Raw genomic sequence first — 16,665 nt, 5'->3', positions numbered from 1 at the left:
CCATGACATCACGATTTGAAGGGCGGGTCGCCATCGTGACTGGCGGCGCCTCGGGTATCGGCGCAGCCATCGCCGAACGCCTGGCCAACGAAGGCGCGAGGGTCGCGGTACTGGATCGAGATAACCCCGACAACCGACACCACTGGGAGGAGTGCGATGTCTCCGATAGTGGACGGGTGGATCGCGCGGTAGAGGCTGTCGCCAATGCGTTGGGGCGTATCGATATCGTGGTCAACAACGCCGGTATCGGTGCCCAGGGGGATGTCGGCACCAACTCTGACGAGGAGTGGACACGCGCCTGGGAGGTCAATGTCGCCGGTATGGCACGGGTCTCACGAGCCGCCTTGCCTTACCTACGTGAGTCGGATGGCGCCTCGATCATCAACATGGCCTCGATCGCCGCAACGGCGGGGATCCAGCAGCGAGCCCTGTACTCGGCGACCAAGGGCGCTGTGCTGGCATTGACCAGGGCGATGGCGGCCGATCACCTGCACGAAGGCATTCGGGTGAACTGCGTCTCTCCCGGTACGGCGGATACTCCTTGGGTCGGCCGGTTGTTGCAGCAGGCGCCAGACCCGGATGCCGAGCGAGCGGCACTGGAGGCACGCCAACCCCATGGGCGTCTTGTCTCCGCCGAAGAGGTGGCTCAGGCCGTGGTCTATCTGGCCGATCCCGGCAACCGTTCGACGGTGGGAGTCTGCCTGCCGGTGGATGGTGGAATGGATGCGTTGAGGCTGCGTCCTCGATAGCGACAGTGCTATGCCGCGGACGGGCAGGATCGTCGCGCGGCTATTTGCCGGCAGCGCCTGCAATCGGACGAAGTCGGAATTGTCCTTCAGGCGTCGCTGGTCACCCCGTCTTCAGCGGCCCGCCGCTCTTGAGGGTGTTCATGGCCACCTGGGAGTTGATGTTCTGGATGCCCTCCAGCGGGCTCACCGCTTCGGCGAGGAAGGTCGATAGTGCCCCTAGACTTTCCACCACCACCTTGATCAGGAAGTCGTGGTTGCCGGTGACGGTATGGCACTCGGTAACCTCGTCGCGGGTCAGCAGTGCCGCCACGGCATCGTGGGGGTGCTCCATGCGCGACTTGTCCACGGAGATGAAGATAAAGGCAGTCACTGCCAGGCCGAGTGCCTGCGGGTCCAGCCGCAGCGAGTAGCCCTGGATGACACCCTCGCGCTCCAGCCGCGCAAGTCGCCGCGAACATTGGCTGGGAGAGAGGTTGACTGCCTCGGAGAGGGCGCCGAGGGTCAGGCGAGCGTCGTGCTGCAGGGCTTGCAGGAGTTTCAGGTCAAAGCGATCAAGTGACGTCATTTTTCGTTTTTCTCTATTCAGTGCAAAAATCTTGCACTAAAGGTGCTGTCTGTTGCATCAGAACGCAACCCTACGCCATCCGTCTCCCCTTAGAATGTTGCCAGGTGATTCCCTTTCCTTTCCGGAGACCCGGTATGAGCATAAGCCTGGAACGCATCCACCAGCTCGATCGTCAGGATCCCCTGGCCGACTTCAAGCGCCGCTTTGCCCTTCCTGAGGGCGTTCTCTATCTCGACGGTAACTCCCTCGGTGCCCAGCCGGCGGGGGCTCGAGAGGCAGTAGACGGAACCCTGGAGCAATGGCGAGACGAGCTGATCAAGGGCTGGAACCAGGGCTGGTTCGATGCTCCCGAGCGCCTCGGCGACTTGATGGCACCCATCATCGGCGCCCGCGGTGGCGAGGTGGTGATCACTGACAACATCACGCTCAATCTCTTCAAACTGTTGGGCTATATCACCGGACAGTGCAGCAACGACCGCCGCGTGGTGCTCAGCGAGGGCGGCAACTTCCCCACCGACGGCTATATCGCCCAGGGCTTCTGTCGGCTCAGCGGTCACGAGCACCGTTTCCTGCCCGAGGGCAGCGAGCTCGCCGAGTACCTGGACGGCGTGGCCGTGGTGGTGCTGAGCCAGGTCAACTATCGCACCGGACGACTGCGCGACATGGCGGCTACCACCCGGCTGGTGCACGACCATGGTGCCGAAGTGATCTGGGACCTTGCTCACTCGGCCGGGGCGCTGCCGGTGGACCTGACAGGCTGTGGCGCGCGCTATGCGGTGGGCTGTACCTACAAGTACCTCAACGGTGGGCCCGGGGCCCCGGCTTTCCTGTACGTCCATCGCGACCATCAGGGCAGGGGATGGCAACCGCTCTCCGGCTGGCACGGCCACGCCGCGCCCTTCGCCTTCGATGCCGATTATGTGCCGGCCGGTGATATCACGCGCTTTCGTACCGGGACCCACTCGGCGCTGATCTACAGCGCTCTGGAGGCTTCGCTGACGATGTGGGCCGAGGTCGACATGGCAGCCCTGCGCGACAAGAGCCTGGCGCTGAGCGAGCTGTTCCGCGAGTGCCTGGACGACCTGCTCAAGGCCCACGGCATCGAGGACCTCACCCCGTCGCCTGAGGAGCGTGGCAGCCAGGTCTCGCTGGTCGACAGCGAACACGGCTACGCCATCGTCCAGGCGCTGATCGCCCGGGGCGTGATCGGCGACTACCGCGAGCCGGGTCTGATGCGCTTCGGCTTCACACCGCTCTACTTGAGCTATGAGGACGTCTGGCAGGCGGCACGGCATTTCCGCGAGGTGATCGAGAGCGGCGAATACCGGGAGTCGCGTTTCCAGGTGCGCTGTGCGGTGACCTGAGCGGGAGTGGATGCCATGACCGACGAGACCCTGGATCATGCCTATTCGCCGAGTCGCTTCACCTGCGACGTCGAGGCCACCCTGGCTCGCCAGGCCGTCGCAGGGCGCGAGTTGGCGGCGCGACAGCCCCCTCTCGAGCTGGTCGACGGCGACGATTCGGCGGCACGCCTGGACCTGTTCGTCCCCGAGAGTATGCCCCGGAGCGAGGGTCCCCGGCCGCTGATGGCGTTCATCCACGGCGGCTACTGGCAGGAGCTGGATCACACCGCCACCGACTTTCTGGCCGAGGGCTTGCTGGCCCGGGGCATGGCATTCGCTTCGCTGGGTTATGGCCTGGCGCCGGCGACGTCGATCGAGGCCATGGTCGGGCAGTGCGCCCGCGGCCTCGAGATGGCCATCGCGGCCCTCGATGAGCACGGCGGTGCCGGACCGGTGATCCTCGGCGGACACAGCGCCGGCGCTCAGTTGGCCTGTCGGGTGGCCGCGGCGGGCGGGGTACGCATCGATGGGCTGTTGCTGGTCAGCGGCGTCTATGACCTGACCCCACTGGTGGATACCTACGTCAACGCGCCGCTGGGTCTCGATAGGGCCCGGGCCCGGTCGCTAAGCCCGCGTTTCGGCGATCTTTCGACGCTGCCCCCCGCCCGGGTGGTGATCGCCGAGCACGATCCACCGGCCTTGCGCCACCAGGGGTGCGACTTCGTGGCTGCGCTGTGTGCTGCCGACCGTGAAGCGGCGCTCGTTGACCTGCCGGGCTGCGATCACTTCGACATTCTCGAGCACTTATAGGCCGCCGCAGGCGGCCACTACTACAACAACGACAGTGGAGTCGGTAGACGACTCCCCGTGGATCCAATTGCCATGAACAAGACAAGAGCGCAGTTTTCCTCCCGCTTCGGTTTCCTGATGGCCGCTGCCGGTGCCGCCGTTGGCCTCGGCAACGTCTGGAGCTTCCCGTCCATGGCCGCCAATAACGGCGGTGGAGCCTTCCTGCTGCTGTACCTGGTAATGGCCTTCGTGCTGGCCTACCCGGCGCTGATGGCCGAGCTGACCCTCGGCCGTTATGCCCAGAGTGGCATCATCACCGCCATGTCTCGGGTCGGCGGGGGCGGCGGCGCCGGTCGGTTGGGCGCTGGCATCGGCGTGCTGGCGATCTTTACAGCCTGTCTTGGCCTGACCTTCTATGCCATCGTCACCGGCTGGCTGATCGGCGACACCTTGTCGCCGCTGTTCGCCATGCTGGGCTTCGAGGACTGGGCCGCGCTCCTCGACGGCGCCGGGTTCTGGAAGGACTGGATGCTGGCCAGCCTGGCCATGCTGGTGACGGTCGGTGTGGTGCTGGCCGGCGTCAACAAGGGCATCGAGCGCTGGTCCAAGCGCCTGATGCCGCTGCTGATCGTGCTGATGCTGGTGCTGATCGCGGTGGTCATGACCCTGCCGGGGGCCACCGCCGGGCTTGCCGCCTACCTGGTGCCGGATTTCTCGCGGGTCACCGGTCAACTGGTGATGGATGCCATGGGCCAGGCCTTCTTCTCGATGTCCATCGGCATCGGGGCTATGGTGATCTACGGCTCCTACTTGAGTTGCGACGCTCACCTGCCGAAGACCGGGGCCCAGGTGCTGTTCATCGACATGGGCGTGGCCTTCATCGCTGGTATGCTGATCGTGCCCTCGATGTTTGTCGCCGACGAGTTGGGGGTGGATATCTTCGATTCCGGCGGCCAGCTGCAGAGTTCTTCGACCCTGCTGTTCGACGTCATGCCGGCGATGTTTGCCCAGCTGAGCGGGCTCGGCGCCGGGCTTGAGGTGCTGTTTTTCGCTCTGTTGGCGATCGCCGCGCTGACTTCCATGTTCCCGGCGCTCGAGGTACCGGTGGCGGCCATCGTCGAGACTGGACGAGTCTCACGGTGCTGGGCGACCCTGGTGATGGGTGGGGTACTCCTCGCGAGCTCCACTCTGATCCTGGTCTATTTCGAGACGCTGTTCGGCTGGGCGATCACCGTCACCATCAACTACAACATGCCGCTGATCGGCGCCCTGGTGTGTTTCTATGTTGGCTGGCTGATGTCGCGCAACGCCAAGCTCAAGGAGCTGCGGAGTGGGGCGCCGGAGATCGAAGACACACTGTTCTGGAAGCTATGGCCCTGGTACATCCGCTTCGTGTGCCCGTTGCTGCCGATAGTCGTGCTGGTCAACGGCCTGCTTGACTGACGGGGTCACCAGACTGCGGCCTTCATTTGCCCGCGTGATCGCTAACCGCGACCATCCCTGGTACCAGAGCTGCGTCGATTTCTGCGAGCGCAGCGCTACGGCCAGGCCGTCTTCGCCCCAGACTACCCGGCGCCGCCGCTCGAGGACTTCGAGCCGATGCCACTACGGGTCCTCTCGCGCAGGCCCTTCGATTCGGCGGTGATCGGTGAGGGCGGCATTCAGCAACAGGGTGTAGTTGTGGTAGGCGAAGAGGTCGTTCCGGGGCGCCTGGGGCAGGGTCAGACGGCCTCCCGGCTGGTGGAAAAGCGACAGCCCCAGCCGCTCTTCCTGCGCGCGGGTACGCTGGGAAATGCTCGGTTGGGTGGAGCGTTCCTTGTCGGCAGCCGCGGTCATGGAGCCCCGGCGGCCGTAAAGAGGCATGCTGGTCTATAGTCAAACAGTGCGGCACTTCAAGCCACCGGCATACCGCCGAGGGCGAGCAGGTCCGAAACCCTGACCAGTACCCCGCCCAGAGGGGGACAGAAAGTAGACCAGCAGAAGTGTATCCTCGGCATGTCGAGTCCTGGCCGCATGCTGTCAGAGGCTCGAAACAGGAACATCGTAGACTGATGATCCTTTACCTCCCATCAACAGAGAACGTACTTCATGAGTGATCCGAGTGATCCGAACAACTCATCGTCGCACGCCGCAAGCAGCGATATGGAGACGGACTACGTCGTCGGCCAGGACAATATCGAGGGGCAGTTGGGTCCCTTCGGCTTCGATATTCATAACCGGGTCTTTGTGGTATCCGCGCTAGCGGCGATCGTCTTCATCGTGCTCACCCTGCTGTTTCCGGAGCAAGCCGGGAGCATCTTCCAGTCCATCGTCTCCTTCTCGACTGGCAGGCTGGACTGGTATTTCATGATCGTGGTGGATTTCTTCATCCTGTTCTGTATCGCGCTCGTCGTGCTGCCCTATGGGAAGATCCGATTGGGCGGTCCCGATGCACGGCCAGACTATTCCTACCTGTCCTGGTTCTCGATGCTGTTTGCCGCCGGCATCGGTATCGGGCTGCTGTTCTTCGGTGTGCTTGAGCCGGTCTATCATGCCAATGTCTCACTGCCGCTCGGTGTTCCCTCTCCCTTCGGAGCCGACGGGACGCTGAATCCTGAAGCTATTCCCGAAGCGACGGCCCTGGGCTTGGCTGGCACCTATCTACATTGGGGCATCCACGGCTGGGCCGTCTATGTGGTGATGGCGCTGGCGCTGGCCATCTTCACTTATAACAAGGGGTTACCATTCTCTATTCGCTCGGCGTTCTTTCCGATCCTTGGCGATCGCGTGTGGGGCTGGTGGGGCCATGCCATCGATATCCTGGCGGTGTTCTCCACGCTGTTCGGTCTGGCCACCTCTCTGGGCCTCGGTGCTCAGCAGGCCAATGCAGGGATGAACTTCGTCTTCGGCCTGGAAGTGAGCGCCGCCACACAGGTCATCATCATTCTCCTGGTGACGGCAGTGGCGCTGGTATCCGTCTGGCGTGGTCTCGATGGCGGCGTGAAGAAGCTCTCCGAGCTCAACATGATAATGGCGGTGCTGTTCTTCTTCTTTATACTGTTCGCTGGCCCGACCCTGGTGGCCATCAGTGGCTTCTGGACGGGGCTCAAGACCTACGTGACGGATTTCATCCCACTGTCCGCGCCCTTCGGCCGCGATGATGATGCCTATCGCCAGGCGTGGACGATCTTCTACTGGGCCTGGTGGGTCAGTTGGGCACCCTTCGTCGGCATGTTTATCGCGCGGGTCTCGCGCGGCCGCACCATCCGCGAGTTTGTGACCTGTGTGTTGATCATTCCCAGCCTGTTCATCTTTATCTGGATGGGCGTCGTCGGCTCCACCGCACTGGACCAGTTGTATGCCAATCCGGCAGCCAGTCTGGTCAAGGAGTACGTGATCGATAACTACAGCCCTGAGCTATCGCTGTTCGGCATGCTCAACGAGTTGCCGATGACAGGCCTGATGTCGACCATCGCCATCGTGCTGGCGCTGATCTTCTTCGTTACCTCGTCGGATTCGGGCTCCCTGGTGATCGACACCATCACCGCCGGCGGCAAGATCGATGCTCCCCGGCCCCAGCGGATGTTCTGGGCGACAGTTGAAGGCCTGATCGCTATCGTGCTGCTTCTCGGCGGTGGTCTGTCGGCGCTTCAGGCGGGGGTGACGGCAACTGCGATCCCGTTCTCCATCTTGATGCTACTGATGTGCTTTTGCATCATCAAAGCGCTGAATGGCGAGCTACGGCGCGGGGTCTAGCGGTGATCTCTCGGTAGACTGTTCATCCGGAACCTACCCGGAATACTGGAGATGCGAATCAACCTCTCCAGGAGGTCCGGATGAACACTCACAGCAATGTCCGTCTCACACCGCACGGTCGAAGCCTGCTGGTCCATCGGATCATCAATGTTCTTTCTGCGCCTGGCGCTCTGCCAGTTGCTGCGTGGCGAGCCTGGCCAGTGGCTCCAATTCGTTGGCATCCTTTTCCAGGCTGGCATATGAGTCTGGGGCTGAGGGGCTCAGAACAGCGCTTCCAGTTCTTTACGCTGGGCTATGTGTTTTTCCGAATTCTGTCTGATCAGCTTGTTCAGGTTGACCAGCTTCCAGCGTACCGCGGGAAGGTTGGCAGCCTGAGGGCGGTCAATCGCATCAAAGTTCGGGTTACCGTCATGCAGGCTCAGCAGGAAGTGTTTGGTGTCGTCATCGAGACGGGATCGGATATCCGCAATCAACTGTTCACGAATTTCCAGAAGCTCATCGAGGCTGACCGGGATCTTCGTCATGCCCTCGAACTCTTGCGTATAGGGTTGGTCAATATCGATCAAATTTGGGTTCAGCAGTTCATGCGCGGGGCGCGATGAACTGGCGATATAGATCAGGAAAGTACGGAAAAGATCGTCGGTCAGGCCTTCATATTCGTAGAGCAGTTTCACATCGTAGAGGTCGCGAGGATGCTGGCGGTCAACAGCGGCATGCAGTTTGCCTCCAAACAAGTCCTCAAAGGAAACGACCTGAATTTCTGCGTAGCCGAATTCATTCTCGACAGCTTCCGAAACCGAACGGGTTTCAGGGGCGTGAACAACACCGCGTGTGACTGGTGAGGTTTCGATCTTGATCTCCGCTCCGTTTTGCCGTGCCAGCACGCGGGTGGCGCCGCCACCTCCCCCTTTTATGCGTTGTGCATGTGCGCCCCTGATGCCGTGTTCAATGGCAGTAGCAATGCGATCCATCGCTTCGTTAATCTCGGCAAGGCTTTCGGCACGATCTGTGACCGGTAGATAGGTCAGATCGATATCGACCGATAGGCGCGGCAGGTCGCGGTAGAACAGGTTGATGGCTGTGCCGCCTTTCAGGGCGAAGATGGTTTCTTTAGCGATATGGGGGAGGATGCGCACCAGCATGGCAACCCGTGCTTCGTAATCTTCACGCGCCATCGGCTGCCTCCGTTACCGCAAATTCTTCTGGCACCATGATGCGGTAGCGCGGATGTATCCTGCCGCCTTTGACCAAGGCCCGGTCACCGCTTCCGAGGTTGAATTCCCGCGGGTCGAGGCGTTTGCGCCACGGATGGTTGTGGCGGTCGGCAAAGACGAAGAAAAGCCGAGTCACCTTGATCTTCCTGCAACTGTGCAACAACGCTGACAGAGTGCGTGGACGCAGAGTCGTTAGGCTTTCAAACACCATATCAAGATTGTGGAAGCTTTCATGGCCAGGCAATTCATCCATGACTTCCAGGATCGCCCGTTCGGGCGATGACATCCTTGGTTGCCAGTCCCAGGGCAGGATGCCTGTGGTGTCAGAGTCGACCTTGGCGAGTCCTGGCGCTGGATCGGAGAAGAGGGACGTGCTGCGCGTTTCCAGCGGTGCGTTTAGCGGTAGCTTGGTCAGCCAGCTCGGTATGTCTTCACCATAGACCCAAACCGGAGCGTTCCCGCCCAGCGGTAGGTAATGGCTGTAACCTTGCAGTGCAAGCGCTGTCATGCCTCCGACATGGACACCGTAGTTCATGATGTGCTGTATCGAGAGTAGGCAGGTCTTCCAGTCGACAGTATCGTGTTTTCCAGTGCTTGGGGTCGGTCGCAGGAAAACACCGCGGGTTACGCGCTCCAGCCAGCCGCGATCCACATATTTTCGCGCGAGGAAGCGACTGACTTCATGGCGTTCCAGCCAGCTGGAATCGACCATGAAGCCGGGAGGGATGGCTTCGAGGATGCTCTTTAGCTTGCCTTCTTTATGTGCACTCATAAGGCACAGAATAGCATTATTTCAAAGAAAGTGCCTCAGAACTCTTTAGCAAATAGAGTTTTTGTGTACTTTTAGGGCACAAAAACGATGAAAGCCAAAGGACTGAAGAATCAGCCAGCAAAGCAGGTCGTGTGTGTCAGGGCCAGGCTGCCAGAGTGGGCGGTAGTGCAGGCCCGTTGTTCCATGACTTCAGCGTTCTTTCTGCGCCTGGCGTTCTGCCAGTTGCTGCGTGGCGAGCCTGGCCAGCGGGGCCAATTCGTTGTCGTCCTTTGCCAGGCTGGCGATCAAGCGCTGCTTCATTGACCGGGCCCAGAATTTCTCCACGTGGTTGCGGATACTCTCCACCGCCTGGACTTCATCTCGGCCTCCGCCGAGGTTGGCAGCGATCTGGTTGACCATGCGCACCAGGTGCTCGTCCTGTTGTAATGCCATCCTCGAATCCTCACTCATGATGCTTTACCTATCGTCCCGCCGTTGGGCGGCGGGACGATAGGCCATACGCTGGGGCTGCCTTCCACTAGGCACTCTTTTCCAGCGTTCCTTTTGCGGTGTGCAAGTATTCGCGCTGCTTGCGGTCGGTCTCGTCGAAGCGCTGTTGCCACGCGGAAGGCTTGCTGACCTTTTCCACTTGTACTGCCGTGACCTTGTACTCAGGGCAGTTGGTGGCCCAGTCGGAGCTGTCGGTGGTGATCACGTTGGCACCGCTGCCTGGGTGGTGGAAGGTGGTATAGACCACACCGGGTTGCATACGCTCGCTGATGCGGGCGCGCAGCACCGTTTGCCCGGCGCGGCTGGTGATGCCTAGCCAGTCGCCATCGCTGATGCCGCGGACTTCGGCGTCTGAGGGGTGCAGTTCGAGCACGTCCTCGTCGTGCCACATCTGGTTGTCGGTGCGGCGGGTCTGAGCGCCGACGTTGTACTGAGACAGAATCCGACCGGTGGTCAGCAGCAGCGGGAAGCGGCGGTTGGAGCGCTCTTCGCTGGCCACGTACTCGGTAATCGCGAAGCGACCGAGGCCGATCGGGAAGTCAATCTCGTGCATGGTCGGTGTGCCGATGGGGTGCTCGGCGTTGCAGGGCCACTGTAGGCTGCCGCGCTCGTCGAGCAGCGCGTAGCTGACGCCGGCGAACGACGGTGTCAGTTGAGCGATCTCATCCATGATCTCGGACGGATGGCTGTAGTCCATGGGGTAACCCATGGCTCGTGACAGCTCGACGGTCACTTCCCAGTCGGCCTTGCCGGCCAGCGGCGGCATCACCTTGCGCACGCGGTTGATGCGGCGCTCGGCATTGGTGAAGGTGCCGTCCTTCTCCAGGAAGCTCGACCCCGGCAGCAGCACATGGGCGTACTTGGCAGTCTCGTTGAGGAAGATGTCCTGAACGATCAGGCACTCCAGTGAGGTTAGCGCCGCTTCCACGTGCTGGGTATTGGGGTCGGACTGGGCGATGTCCTCGCCTTGCACGTAGAGCGCCTTGAAGCTGCCCTCGATCGCAGCATCGAACATGTTGGGAATGCGCAGTCCGGGTTCGTCGTCCAGCGGCACGCCCCACACGGCCTCGAAGCGGCCACGGGCATCGGGATCGGCAACGTGCTGATAGCCCGGTAGCTCGTGGGGGAAGGAGCCCATGTCGCAGGAGCCCTGGACATTGTTCTGACCACGCAGCGGGTTCACGCCCACGCCTTCGCGGCCGATGTTGCCGGTGGCCAGCGCCAGGTTGGCGATGCCCATCACCATGGTCGAGCCTTGGCTGTGCTCGGTAACGCCCAGTCCGTAGTAGATGGCGCCATTGCGAGCGTTGGCATAGGTACGTGCTGCACGACGCACCGCGTCGGCGGCGACTCCGGTGGTTGCCTCGCTGGCCTCGGGAGAGTGGCGCTCCTCGGCGATGAAGTCACGCCATGCGTTATAGGCGGCGGTATCGCAGCGGCTGGCAATGAACTCCTGATCCTCGAGCCCCTCTGTGACCACCACATGGGCGAGGGCGTTAACCAGCGCCACGTTGGTGCCCGGCCGCAGCGGTAGATGCTGGGCGTCTTCGAGATGGGGCGTACGCAGCAGGTCGATGCGCCGTGGATCGGCAACGATCAGCGACGCGCCCTGGCGCAGGCGCTTGCGCATCAGCGAGCCGAACACCGGGTGGGCGTCGGTGGGGTTGGCGCCGATCACGATGATGGCGTCGGCCTGCATCACCGAGTCGAAGGTCTGGGTACCGGCGGATTCTCCGAGAGTGGTCTTGAGTCCGTAGCCGGTGGGCGAGTGGCAGACCCGTGCGCAGGTGTCGGTGTTGTTGTTGCCGAAGCCGGCGCGGATCAGCTTCTGTACCAGGTAAGTTTCTTCGTTGGTGCAACGCGAGGAGGTGATGCCGCCGATACTTTCGCGGCCATGCTCTGCCTGGATCGCCTTGAGACGCGACGCGGCGAAGGAGATTGCTTCTTCCCAGCCCACTTCGCGCCACGGTTGATCAATGGAGTCGCGGATCATCGGCGTGGTGATGCGGTCCGGATGAGTGGCGTAGCCGAAGGCAAAGCGTCCCTTGACGCAGGAGTGGCCGTGGTTGGCGTCGCCGCCTTTCCACGGAACCATGCGCACCACCTGGTCGCCCTTCATCTGGGCCTCGAAGGAACAACCTACGCCGCAGTAGGCACAGGTGGTAATCACGCTGTGCTCGGGCTGGCCGGCATCGATCACGCTCTTTTCCATCAGCGTCGAGGTCGGACAGGCCTGAACGCAGGCACCGCAGGACACGCACTCGGAGTCCATGAACGGCTGGTCCTGGCCGGCAGCTACCTTGGAATCGAACCCGCGGCCATCGATGGTCAGCGCGAAGGTGCCCTGGACTTCCTCGCAGGCGCGCACGCAGCGTGAGCAGACGATGCACTTGCTGGGATCGAAGCTGAAGTAGGGGTTGGAGTGATCCTGCTCAGCGTCCAGGTGGTTCTCACCCTCGAAGCCGTAACGAACCTCGCGCAGACCCACCGCACCGGCCATGTCCTGCAGCTCGCAGTCTCCATTGGCTGGACAGGTCAGGCAGTCCAGCGGGTGGTCGGAGATGTACAGCTCCATGATGTTGCGGCGTAGCTTGGCCAGACGCTCGTTCTGCGTGGTGACCTTCATGCCTTCCGCCACCGGGGTGGTGCAGGCTGCCGGGGTGCCTCGCCGGCCTTCCACCTGGACGGCGCACAGTCGGCAGGAGCCGAAGGCTTCGAGGCTGTCGGTGGCGCACAGTTTGGGAATGTTGATGTCGGCCAGCGCTGCGGCGCGCAGCACCGAGGTGCCTTCAGGCACGGCGATTTCCACGCCGTCGATCTCGATACTCACCAGACTACCGCCCGCGGTTACCGCAGGAGGAGGCGTGCCGAGGTCCCGGCCATGTTGTTGTGGGTCGAAATGTTCGATCATGGTTGTTCTCCTTCCGCCGTGCGTCGGAAGTCGTCGGGGAAGTGGGTTACGGCGCTCTGCACCGGGAAGGGCGTCATGCCGCCCATGGCGCATAGCGAGCCGTCGATCATGGTCTCGCAGAGATCGCCGAGTAGCGCGAGATTGGCCTCGCGATCACGGCCATCACGAATGCGGTCGATGACCTCCACGCCTCGGGTCGAGCCGATCCGGCAGGGGGTGCACTTGCCGCAGGATTCCACCTTGCAGAACTCCATCGAGAAACGCGCCTGCTCGGCCATGTCGACGCTGTCATCGAACATCACCACTCCGCCATGGCCGAGTACCGCGCTCTCGGCGGCGAAGGCCTCGTAGTCCAGGGGTAGATCCCACTGGCTCTCGGGCAGATAGGCACCCAGCGGGCCGCCGACCTGGACGGCGCGCAACGGGCGGCCAGTGGCGGTGCCGTCGCCGAAGTCTTCCATCAGCGTGCGCAGGGTAGTACCGAAGGCCAGTTCCACCAGGCCGCCGCGCTTGACGTTGCCGGCCAGTTGCAGCGCCAGGGTGCCGCGGGAGCGCCCCATGCCGTGATTGGCGTAGGCCTCGGCACCCTCGGAGAGGATGAATGGCACGGCAGCCAGCGACAGCACGTTGTTGACCACGGTGGGCAGACCGAACAGCCCCTCGATGGCCGGAAGCGGCGGCTTGAAACGCACCAGGCCGCGCTTGCCCTCGAGGCTCTCCAACAGCGACGTCTCCTCGCCGCAGATATAGGCACCGGCGCCTAGACGTACTTCCAGATGGAAGGTACGGCCACTGCCGCGAAGGTCGTCGCCCAGATAACCAGCGGCCTCGGCGTTGGCGATGGCCGCATCGAGAATCTCCTTGGCCAACGGGTACTCGGAGCGCAGGTAGATGAAGCCCTGAGTAGCGCCCACGGCGAGTCCGGCGATGGTCATGCCTTCGATCAGCAGGTAGGGATCGCACTCCATCACCAGCCGGTCGGCGAAGGTGCCGGAGTCGCCCTCGTCGGCGTTGCAGACGATGTATTTCTGGTCCGCCGGGGTGTCGAGCACTGTCTGCCACTTGATGCCGGTGGGGAACGCTGCGCCGCCACGGCCACGCAGGCCTGAGGCCTTGATCTCCTCGACGATGTGCTGGGCGTCATAGGTGAGTGCTGCCTCCAGGCCACGGAAACCGTCATGCGCCTGATAGTCGGCAATCGATAGCGGGTCGGTGACGCCGATGCGAGCGAAGGTCAACCGCTGCTGGCGTTCCAGATAGGGGATTGCTTCGGTCGGCCCCTGAGCCAGCGGATGAGTGTCGCTGCCTTCAAGCAGGCCGGCGTCGAGCAGCGCAGGCACATCGCTGGGTGACACTGGGCCGTAAGCCACTCGACCAGCCGGGGTGTCGACCTCGACCAGTGGCTCCAGCCAGGCCATGCCTCGCGAGCCATTGCGCACCAGCGTCAGTTCGAGGCCGCGTTTGGCGGCTTCCCTGTGCAGCCGGTCGGCAACGGCATTGGCTCCGAGGGAGAGGGCGGTGGTATCGCGAGGTACGTAGACACGAACGCTCATCCGACCACCTCCAGCGTCTGGGTGCGCAGTTCATCGATGATAGCGTTGAAGGTGTCGGGTGTGACCCGGCCGCGTACCTCGTCATCAATGCGCAGCGAGGGGCCGCAGGCGCAGTTGCCTAGACAATAAACGGCCTCCAGGGTGATCTCGCGATCCGTCGTAGTCTGGTGGTAGTCGATACCCAGGCACTCTTTGGCATGGGCCTCCAGCGCTCTGGCTCCCACCGACTGGCAGGCCTCGGCGCGGCAGATCTGCACGACATGCCGCCCAGGCGGCGTGGTACGAAAGTGGTGATAGAAACTGATGACCCCATGCACTTCGGCACGGGTCTGGCCTAGCGACTCGGCAATCTGTGCCACCGCAGCCTCCGGGATGAAGCCGAAGCGATCCTGAATGGCATGGAGGATAGGCAGCAACGCTCCAGGCTTGTGTTTCAGGGCGTCGATCTCCACCTGGAGCGATTGCGGCGTCCACCGTCGAGAATCACTCATTATGCTCTCCCGGCTCTTGCTGTTTGTACTTATGTACTTATGTACTTATATAGGCACGGAATTTCATATATAGAAAATCGCGTGCGCCACGGTTAATACAAAGCTAGCATCGGACCTGAAAACACAAAATATGAAAGTTTGTTCCTATGAAGCGAATCACCATCACCCCCGCTTGGTACTTCAGCGACGAGACGGGTAAACAGCTGGATCCCATCCTGTTTCCACTGCTTGAGGCGGTGCATCGCTGGGGCAAGCTGACCTTGGCTGCCAGGGAAGTGGGCGTCTCCTATCGGCACGCCTGGAACCTGCTCGGCAAGTGGGGAGAGTTCTTTGGCACCCCACTGGTTGATCTGGCGCGGGGAAGGGGAGCGCGACTCACGCCGCTGGGTGAAAAACTGCTGTGGGCCGAGCAGCGGGTGATCGCTCGCCTCGGGCCGCAGTTGGAGAGCCTGGGCTCGGAGCTCAACCTGGCAATTCAACAGGAGTTGGAGGGCGCACAGCCAGTGCTACGCCTGCATGCCAGCCACGGCTTCGCCGTGGAGATGTTGCCCAAGCATTTCCCGGAGCTGCGTCTCGACCTTCAATACTGCAGCCCCTGGGAGGCGCTGGCGGCGCTCAACCGTGGTGCCTGTGATCTGGCCGGATTTCATCTTCCCCAGGGCTCGGTGGGCGAAGTCGTCAGTCGTGGCTATCGTGACTTGCTCAAACCCCGCAGCCACCGAATGATCGGCTTTATTGCTCGTCGCCAGGGGCTGATGGTGGCACCCGGCAATCCAAAGGAAATCCAGGGGCTTGATGGACTGGCGGGAAAGAAGACTCGCTTCATCAATCGCCAGGCGGCCTCCGGCACACGGGCGCTACTCGACGGCCTGCTGGCGGAGGCAGATATCTCGGCCGCACAGATACGTGGCTATGAAGTGGAAGAGTTTACCCACTCCGCGGTAGCGGCCTACGTGGCAGCCGGTATGGCCGATGCAGGGTTCGGCGTGGAAGCCGCAGCACGCAACTTCGGCCTCGACTTCGTGCCTCTGGCCACCGAGAACTATCTACTGGTCTGCCACCAGCGCAGCCTGACAGACCCGCGCTTCACCACTCTGCTGGAAGTGTTGCGTGGCGATGCGTTCCAGGAAGCGGTTGCCGCCCTGCCGGGCTACAACGTCAGCAGGAGTGGTCAGTTGTTGAGCGTCAATGCGATGTTGACGCAGAGTGAAGTGCTTTAAGGCAGGTGACTCGTATCCAACGGCAGAGGCTTTATCTGGGTAGGTGTTGGACAGCTCTTGGCAATAGCATTGATATCAGTGATAGCATTGATATCAATGCTGTTCATGTAAGAGAGGCTGGCATGGCATCGATCACTATTCGAAATCTGGATGAGCAGTTGAAGGCTCAGCTTCGCATTGAGGCGGCCAGGCATGGCCACTCCATGGAGGAGGAAGTTCGCACTATCCTGCGTAGCGCCTTGAACCAACCCCAAAAAGAAGGGCTTGGTAGCCGTATACGGGAGCGGTTCGCCAAAGCGGGAGGTGCCGAGCTGGAAGTACCCTCCAGGTCTGATAAGCCCCGTGACCCTGGTTTCGACGCATGATTGTTCTCGATACCAACGTATTATCCGAACTGATGCGGCCCGCTCCAAACGCGCGGGTTGTCGAGTGGCTGGATGACCAGGATGTGCTTGCCGTGACTATTTCTGCTATCACCGTCGCTGAAATTCTCTATGGCATTGAGCGCCTGACCAGCGGTAGGCGCAAACGCGATTTTGCGGCGATGGCGGCGGCAATGTTCGAGGAGGATTTTGCGGGTCGCATCCTGCCGTTTGGTAGCGAGGCAGCGGTTTACTATGCAGAGCAAGTTGCTGCTAGTGAGAGCACCGGGAGGCAGGTTCACATGGCTGACGCTCAGATTGCGGCTATATGCATCCAGCATGGAGCGGTGTTGGCAACGCGCAATATCAAGGATTTCGAGACGTTGAGCATCGAGACGGTCAATCCATGGGAATTGGGCTGATATCTGTGTGTTGACGGTACGGAATGGCATTGGTTGAGCCACGCATTGAG

At 61.9% G+C, this 16,665-nt stretch carries 16 protein-coding genes; 8 read left to right on the top strand and 8 right to left on the bottom strand.

Translation table 11 applies throughout. The annotated features are described in order from the left end of the window. Positions 1 to 2: 2 nt before the first annotated feature. Positions 3 to 749 carry an SDR family NAD(P)-dependent oxidoreductase gene (locus AR456_RS14655; protein ID WP_021818606.1) on the top strand — a complete coding sequence of 249 codons (747 nt, stop codon included), beginning with the start codon at positions 3 to 5 and terminating at the stop codon, positions 747 to 749. Between the two features lie 100 nt (positions 750 to 849). Here AR456_RS14655 and AR456_RS14650 read toward each other — a convergent pair whose 3' ends face one another. Then, positions 850 to 1,314: an Lrp/AsnC family transcriptional regulator gene (locus AR456_RS14650; protein ID WP_021818607.1), complete on the bottom strand. Its 465-nt coding sequence runs from the start codon at positions 1,312 to 1,314 to the stop codon at positions 850 to 852. A 134-nt stretch (positions 1,315 to 1,448) separates the two neighbouring features. On the opposite strand from AR456_RS14650, the gene kynU reads away from it, so the two are divergent. From kynU to AR456_RS14635, 3 genes are all read left to right on the top strand, one after another. Beyond that, complete coding sequence (gene kynU / locus AR456_RS14645) at positions 1,449 to 2,678, top strand: kynureninase (protein WP_021818608.1); 1,230 nt, start codon at positions 1,449 to 1,451, stop codon at positions 2,676 to 2,678. A 15-nt stretch (positions 2,679 to 2,693) separates the two neighbouring features. After that, positions 2,694 to 3,467 carry an alpha/beta hydrolase gene (locus AR456_RS14640; protein WP_021818609.1) on the top strand — a complete coding sequence of 258 codons (774 nt, stop codon included), beginning with the start codon at positions 2,694 to 2,696 and terminating at the stop codon, positions 3,465 to 3,467. Positions 3,468 to 3,539: 72 nt separating this feature from the next. Continuing rightward, positions 3,540 to 4,889: a sodium-dependent transporter gene (locus AR456_RS14635; protein ID WP_021818610.1), complete on the top strand. Its 1,350-nt coding sequence runs from the start codon at positions 3,540 to 3,542 to the stop codon at positions 4,887 to 4,889. A 162-nt stretch (positions 4,890 to 5,051) separates the two neighbouring features. Here the strand turns inward: AR456_RS14635 and AR456_RS14630 are convergent, their stop codons facing one another. Beyond that, positions 5,052 to 5,309, bottom strand: coding sequence for a helix-turn-helix domain-containing protein (locus AR456_RS14630; RefSeq protein WP_081694627.1), 258 nt, complete (start codon positions 5,307 to 5,309; stop codon positions 5,052 to 5,054). 225 nt (positions 5,310 to 5,534) lie between these two features. On the opposite strand from AR456_RS14630, the gene AR456_RS14625 reads away from it, so the two are divergent. Further along, positions 5,535 to 7,181 (top strand): BCCT family transporter, encoded by a 1,647-nt coding sequence (locus tag AR456_RS14625; RefSeq protein ID WP_021818612.1) that lies wholly within the window; start codon positions 5,535 to 5,537, stop codon positions 7,179 to 7,181. A 260-nt stretch (positions 7,182 to 7,441) separates the two neighbouring features. Here the strand turns inward: AR456_RS14625 and AR456_RS14620 are convergent, their stop codons facing one another. The 6 genes from AR456_RS14620 to AR456_RS14595 all read right to left on the bottom strand — a co-directional run bounded on the left by AR456_RS14620 (position 7,442) and on the right by AR456_RS14595 (position 14,611). Continuing rightward, on the bottom strand, positions 7,442 to 8,356 hold the full coding sequence (locus AR456_RS14620; protein WP_021818614.1) for a nucleotidyl transferase AbiEii/AbiGii toxin family protein: 915 nt from the start codon (positions 8,354 to 8,356) through the stop codon (positions 7,442 to 7,444). Then, positions 8,346 to 9,167, bottom strand: coding sequence for a type IV toxin-antitoxin system AbiEi family antitoxin (locus AR456_RS14615; protein ID WP_031207568.1), 822 nt, complete (start codon positions 9,165 to 9,167; stop codon positions 8,346 to 8,348). Before AR456_RS14615 ends, AR456_RS14620 begins: the two co-directional genes overlap by 11 nt. A gap of 189 nt (positions 9,168 to 9,356) precedes the next feature. Further along, positions 9,357 to 9,599 carry a formate dehydrogenase subunit delta gene (locus tag AR456_RS14610; protein WP_021818616.1) on the bottom strand — a complete coding sequence of 81 codons (243 nt, stop codon included), beginning with the start codon at positions 9,597 to 9,599 and terminating at the stop codon, positions 9,357 to 9,359. Between the two features lie 85 nt (positions 9,600 to 9,684). Further along, positions 9,685 to 12,567, bottom strand: coding sequence for a formate dehydrogenase subunit alpha (gene fdhF, locus AR456_RS14605; protein WP_021818617.1), 2,883 nt, complete (start codon positions 12,565 to 12,567; stop codon positions 9,685 to 9,687). Continuing rightward, positions 12,564 to 14,120 carry a formate dehydrogenase beta subunit gene (locus AR456_RS14600; protein ID WP_021818618.1) on the bottom strand — a complete coding sequence of 519 codons (1,557 nt, stop codon included), beginning with the start codon at positions 14,118 to 14,120 and terminating at the stop codon, positions 12,564 to 12,566. Before AR456_RS14600 ends, fdhF begins: the two co-directional genes overlap by 4 nt. Next, the gene (locus AR456_RS14595; protein WP_021818619.1) at positions 14,117 to 14,611 is read right to left on the bottom strand and encodes a formate dehydrogenase subunit gamma; all 495 of its coding nucleotides are present in this window, start codon (positions 14,609 to 14,611) and stop codon (positions 14,117 to 14,119) included. The genes AR456_RS14600 and AR456_RS14595 overlap by 4 nt, the downstream gene beginning before the upstream one ends. Positions 14,612 to 14,757: 146 nt before the next feature. Between AR456_RS14595 and AR456_RS14590 the strand changes: the two genes are divergently transcribed. The 3 genes from AR456_RS14590 (at position 14,758) to AR456_RS14580 (ending at position 16,615) form a co-directional block, all read left to right on the top strand. Continuing rightward, on the top strand, positions 14,758 to 15,831 hold the full coding sequence (locus AR456_RS14590) for a substrate-binding domain-containing protein (protein WP_021818620.1): 1,074 nt from the start codon (positions 14,758 to 14,760) through the stop codon (positions 15,829 to 15,831). A 122-nt stretch (positions 15,832 to 15,953) separates the two neighbouring features. Further along, the gene (locus AR456_RS21830; RefSeq protein WP_021818621.1) at positions 15,954 to 16,196 is read left to right on the top strand and encodes a FitA-like ribbon-helix-helix domain-containing protein; all 243 of its coding nucleotides are present in this window, start codon (positions 15,954 to 15,956) and stop codon (positions 16,194 to 16,196) included. Beyond that, positions 16,193 to 16,615: a type II toxin-antitoxin system VapC family toxin gene (locus AR456_RS14580; protein ID WP_021818622.1), complete on the top strand. Its 423-nt coding sequence runs from the start codon at positions 16,193 to 16,195 to the stop codon at positions 16,613 to 16,615. Before AR456_RS21830 ends, AR456_RS14580 begins: the two co-directional genes overlap by 4 nt. The last annotated feature ends 50 nt before the right edge of the window (positions 16,616 to 16,665 follow it).

This window comes from Halomonas huangheensis, assembly GCF_001431725.1.
GTDB classification, from domain to species: Bacteria; Pseudomonadota; Gammaproteobacteria; order Pseudomonadales; family Halomonadaceae; genus Halomonas; species Halomonas huangheensis.
The sequence above is the reverse complement of the archived record's forward strand: the minus strand, read 5'-3'. Positions and strand labels throughout refer to the sequence as shown.

What these genes read in the sequence shown, in the direction of transcription:
- AR456_RS14655 (WP_021818606.1), top strand. Translation starts at nt 3, where the DNA reads ATGACATCACGATTTGAAGGGCGGGTCGCCATCGTGACTGGCGGCGCC.
- AR456_RS14650 (WP_021818607.1), bottom strand. Translation starts at nt 1,314, where the DNA reads ATGACGTCACTTGATCGCTTTGACCTGAAACTCCTGCAAGCCCTGCAG.
- kynU (WP_021818608.1), top strand. Translation starts at nt 1,449, where the DNA reads ATGAGCATAAGCCTGGAACGCATCCACCAGCTCGATCGTCAGGATCCC.
- AR456_RS14640 (WP_021818609.1), top strand. Translation starts at nt 2,694, where the DNA reads ATGACCGACGAGACCCTGGATCATGCCTATTCGCCGAGTCGCTTCACC.
- AR456_RS14635 (WP_021818610.1), top strand. Translation starts at nt 3,540, where the DNA reads ATGAACAAGACAAGAGCGCAGTTTTCCTCCCGCTTCGGTTTCCTGATG.
- AR456_RS14630 (WP_081694627.1), bottom strand. Translation starts at nt 5,309, where the DNA reads ATGCCTCTTTACGGCCGCCGGGGCTCCATGACCGCGGCTGCCGACAAG.
- AR456_RS14625 (WP_021818612.1), top strand. Translation starts at nt 5,535, where the DNA reads ATGAGTGATCCGAGTGATCCGAACAACTCATCGTCGCACGCCGCAAGC.
- AR456_RS14620 (WP_021818614.1), bottom strand. Translation starts at nt 8,356, where the DNA reads ATGGCGCGTGAAGATTACGAAGCACGGGTTGCCATGCTGGTGCGCATC.
- AR456_RS14615 (WP_031207568.1), bottom strand. Translation starts at nt 9,167, where the DNA reads ATGAGTGCACATAAAGAAGGCAAGCTAAAGAGCATCCTCGAAGCCATC.
- AR456_RS14610 (WP_021818616.1), bottom strand. Translation starts at nt 9,599, where the DNA reads ATGGCATTACAACAGGACGAGCACCTGGTGCGCATGGTCAACCAGATC.
- fdhF (WP_021818617.1), bottom strand. Translation starts at nt 12,567, where the DNA reads ATGATCGAACATTTCGACCCACAACAACATGGCCGGGACCTCGGCACG.
- AR456_RS14600 (WP_021818618.1), bottom strand. Translation starts at nt 14,120, where the DNA reads ATGAGCGTTCGTGTCTACGTACCTCGCGATACCACCGCCCTCTCCCTC.
- AR456_RS14595 (WP_021818619.1), bottom strand. Translation starts at nt 14,611, where the DNA reads ATGAGTGATTCTCGACGGTGGACGCCGCAATCGCTCCAGGTGGAGATC.
- AR456_RS14590 (WP_021818620.1), top strand. Translation starts at nt 14,758, where the DNA reads ATGAAGCGAATCACCATCACCCCCGCTTGGTACTTCAGCGACGAGACG.
- AR456_RS21830 (WP_021818621.1), top strand. Translation starts at nt 15,954, where the DNA reads ATGGCATCGATCACTATTCGAAATCTGGATGAGCAGTTGAAGGCTCAG.
- AR456_RS14580 (WP_021818622.1), top strand. Translation starts at nt 16,193, where the DNA reads ATGATTGTTCTCGATACCAACGTATTATCCGAACTGATGCGGCCCGCT.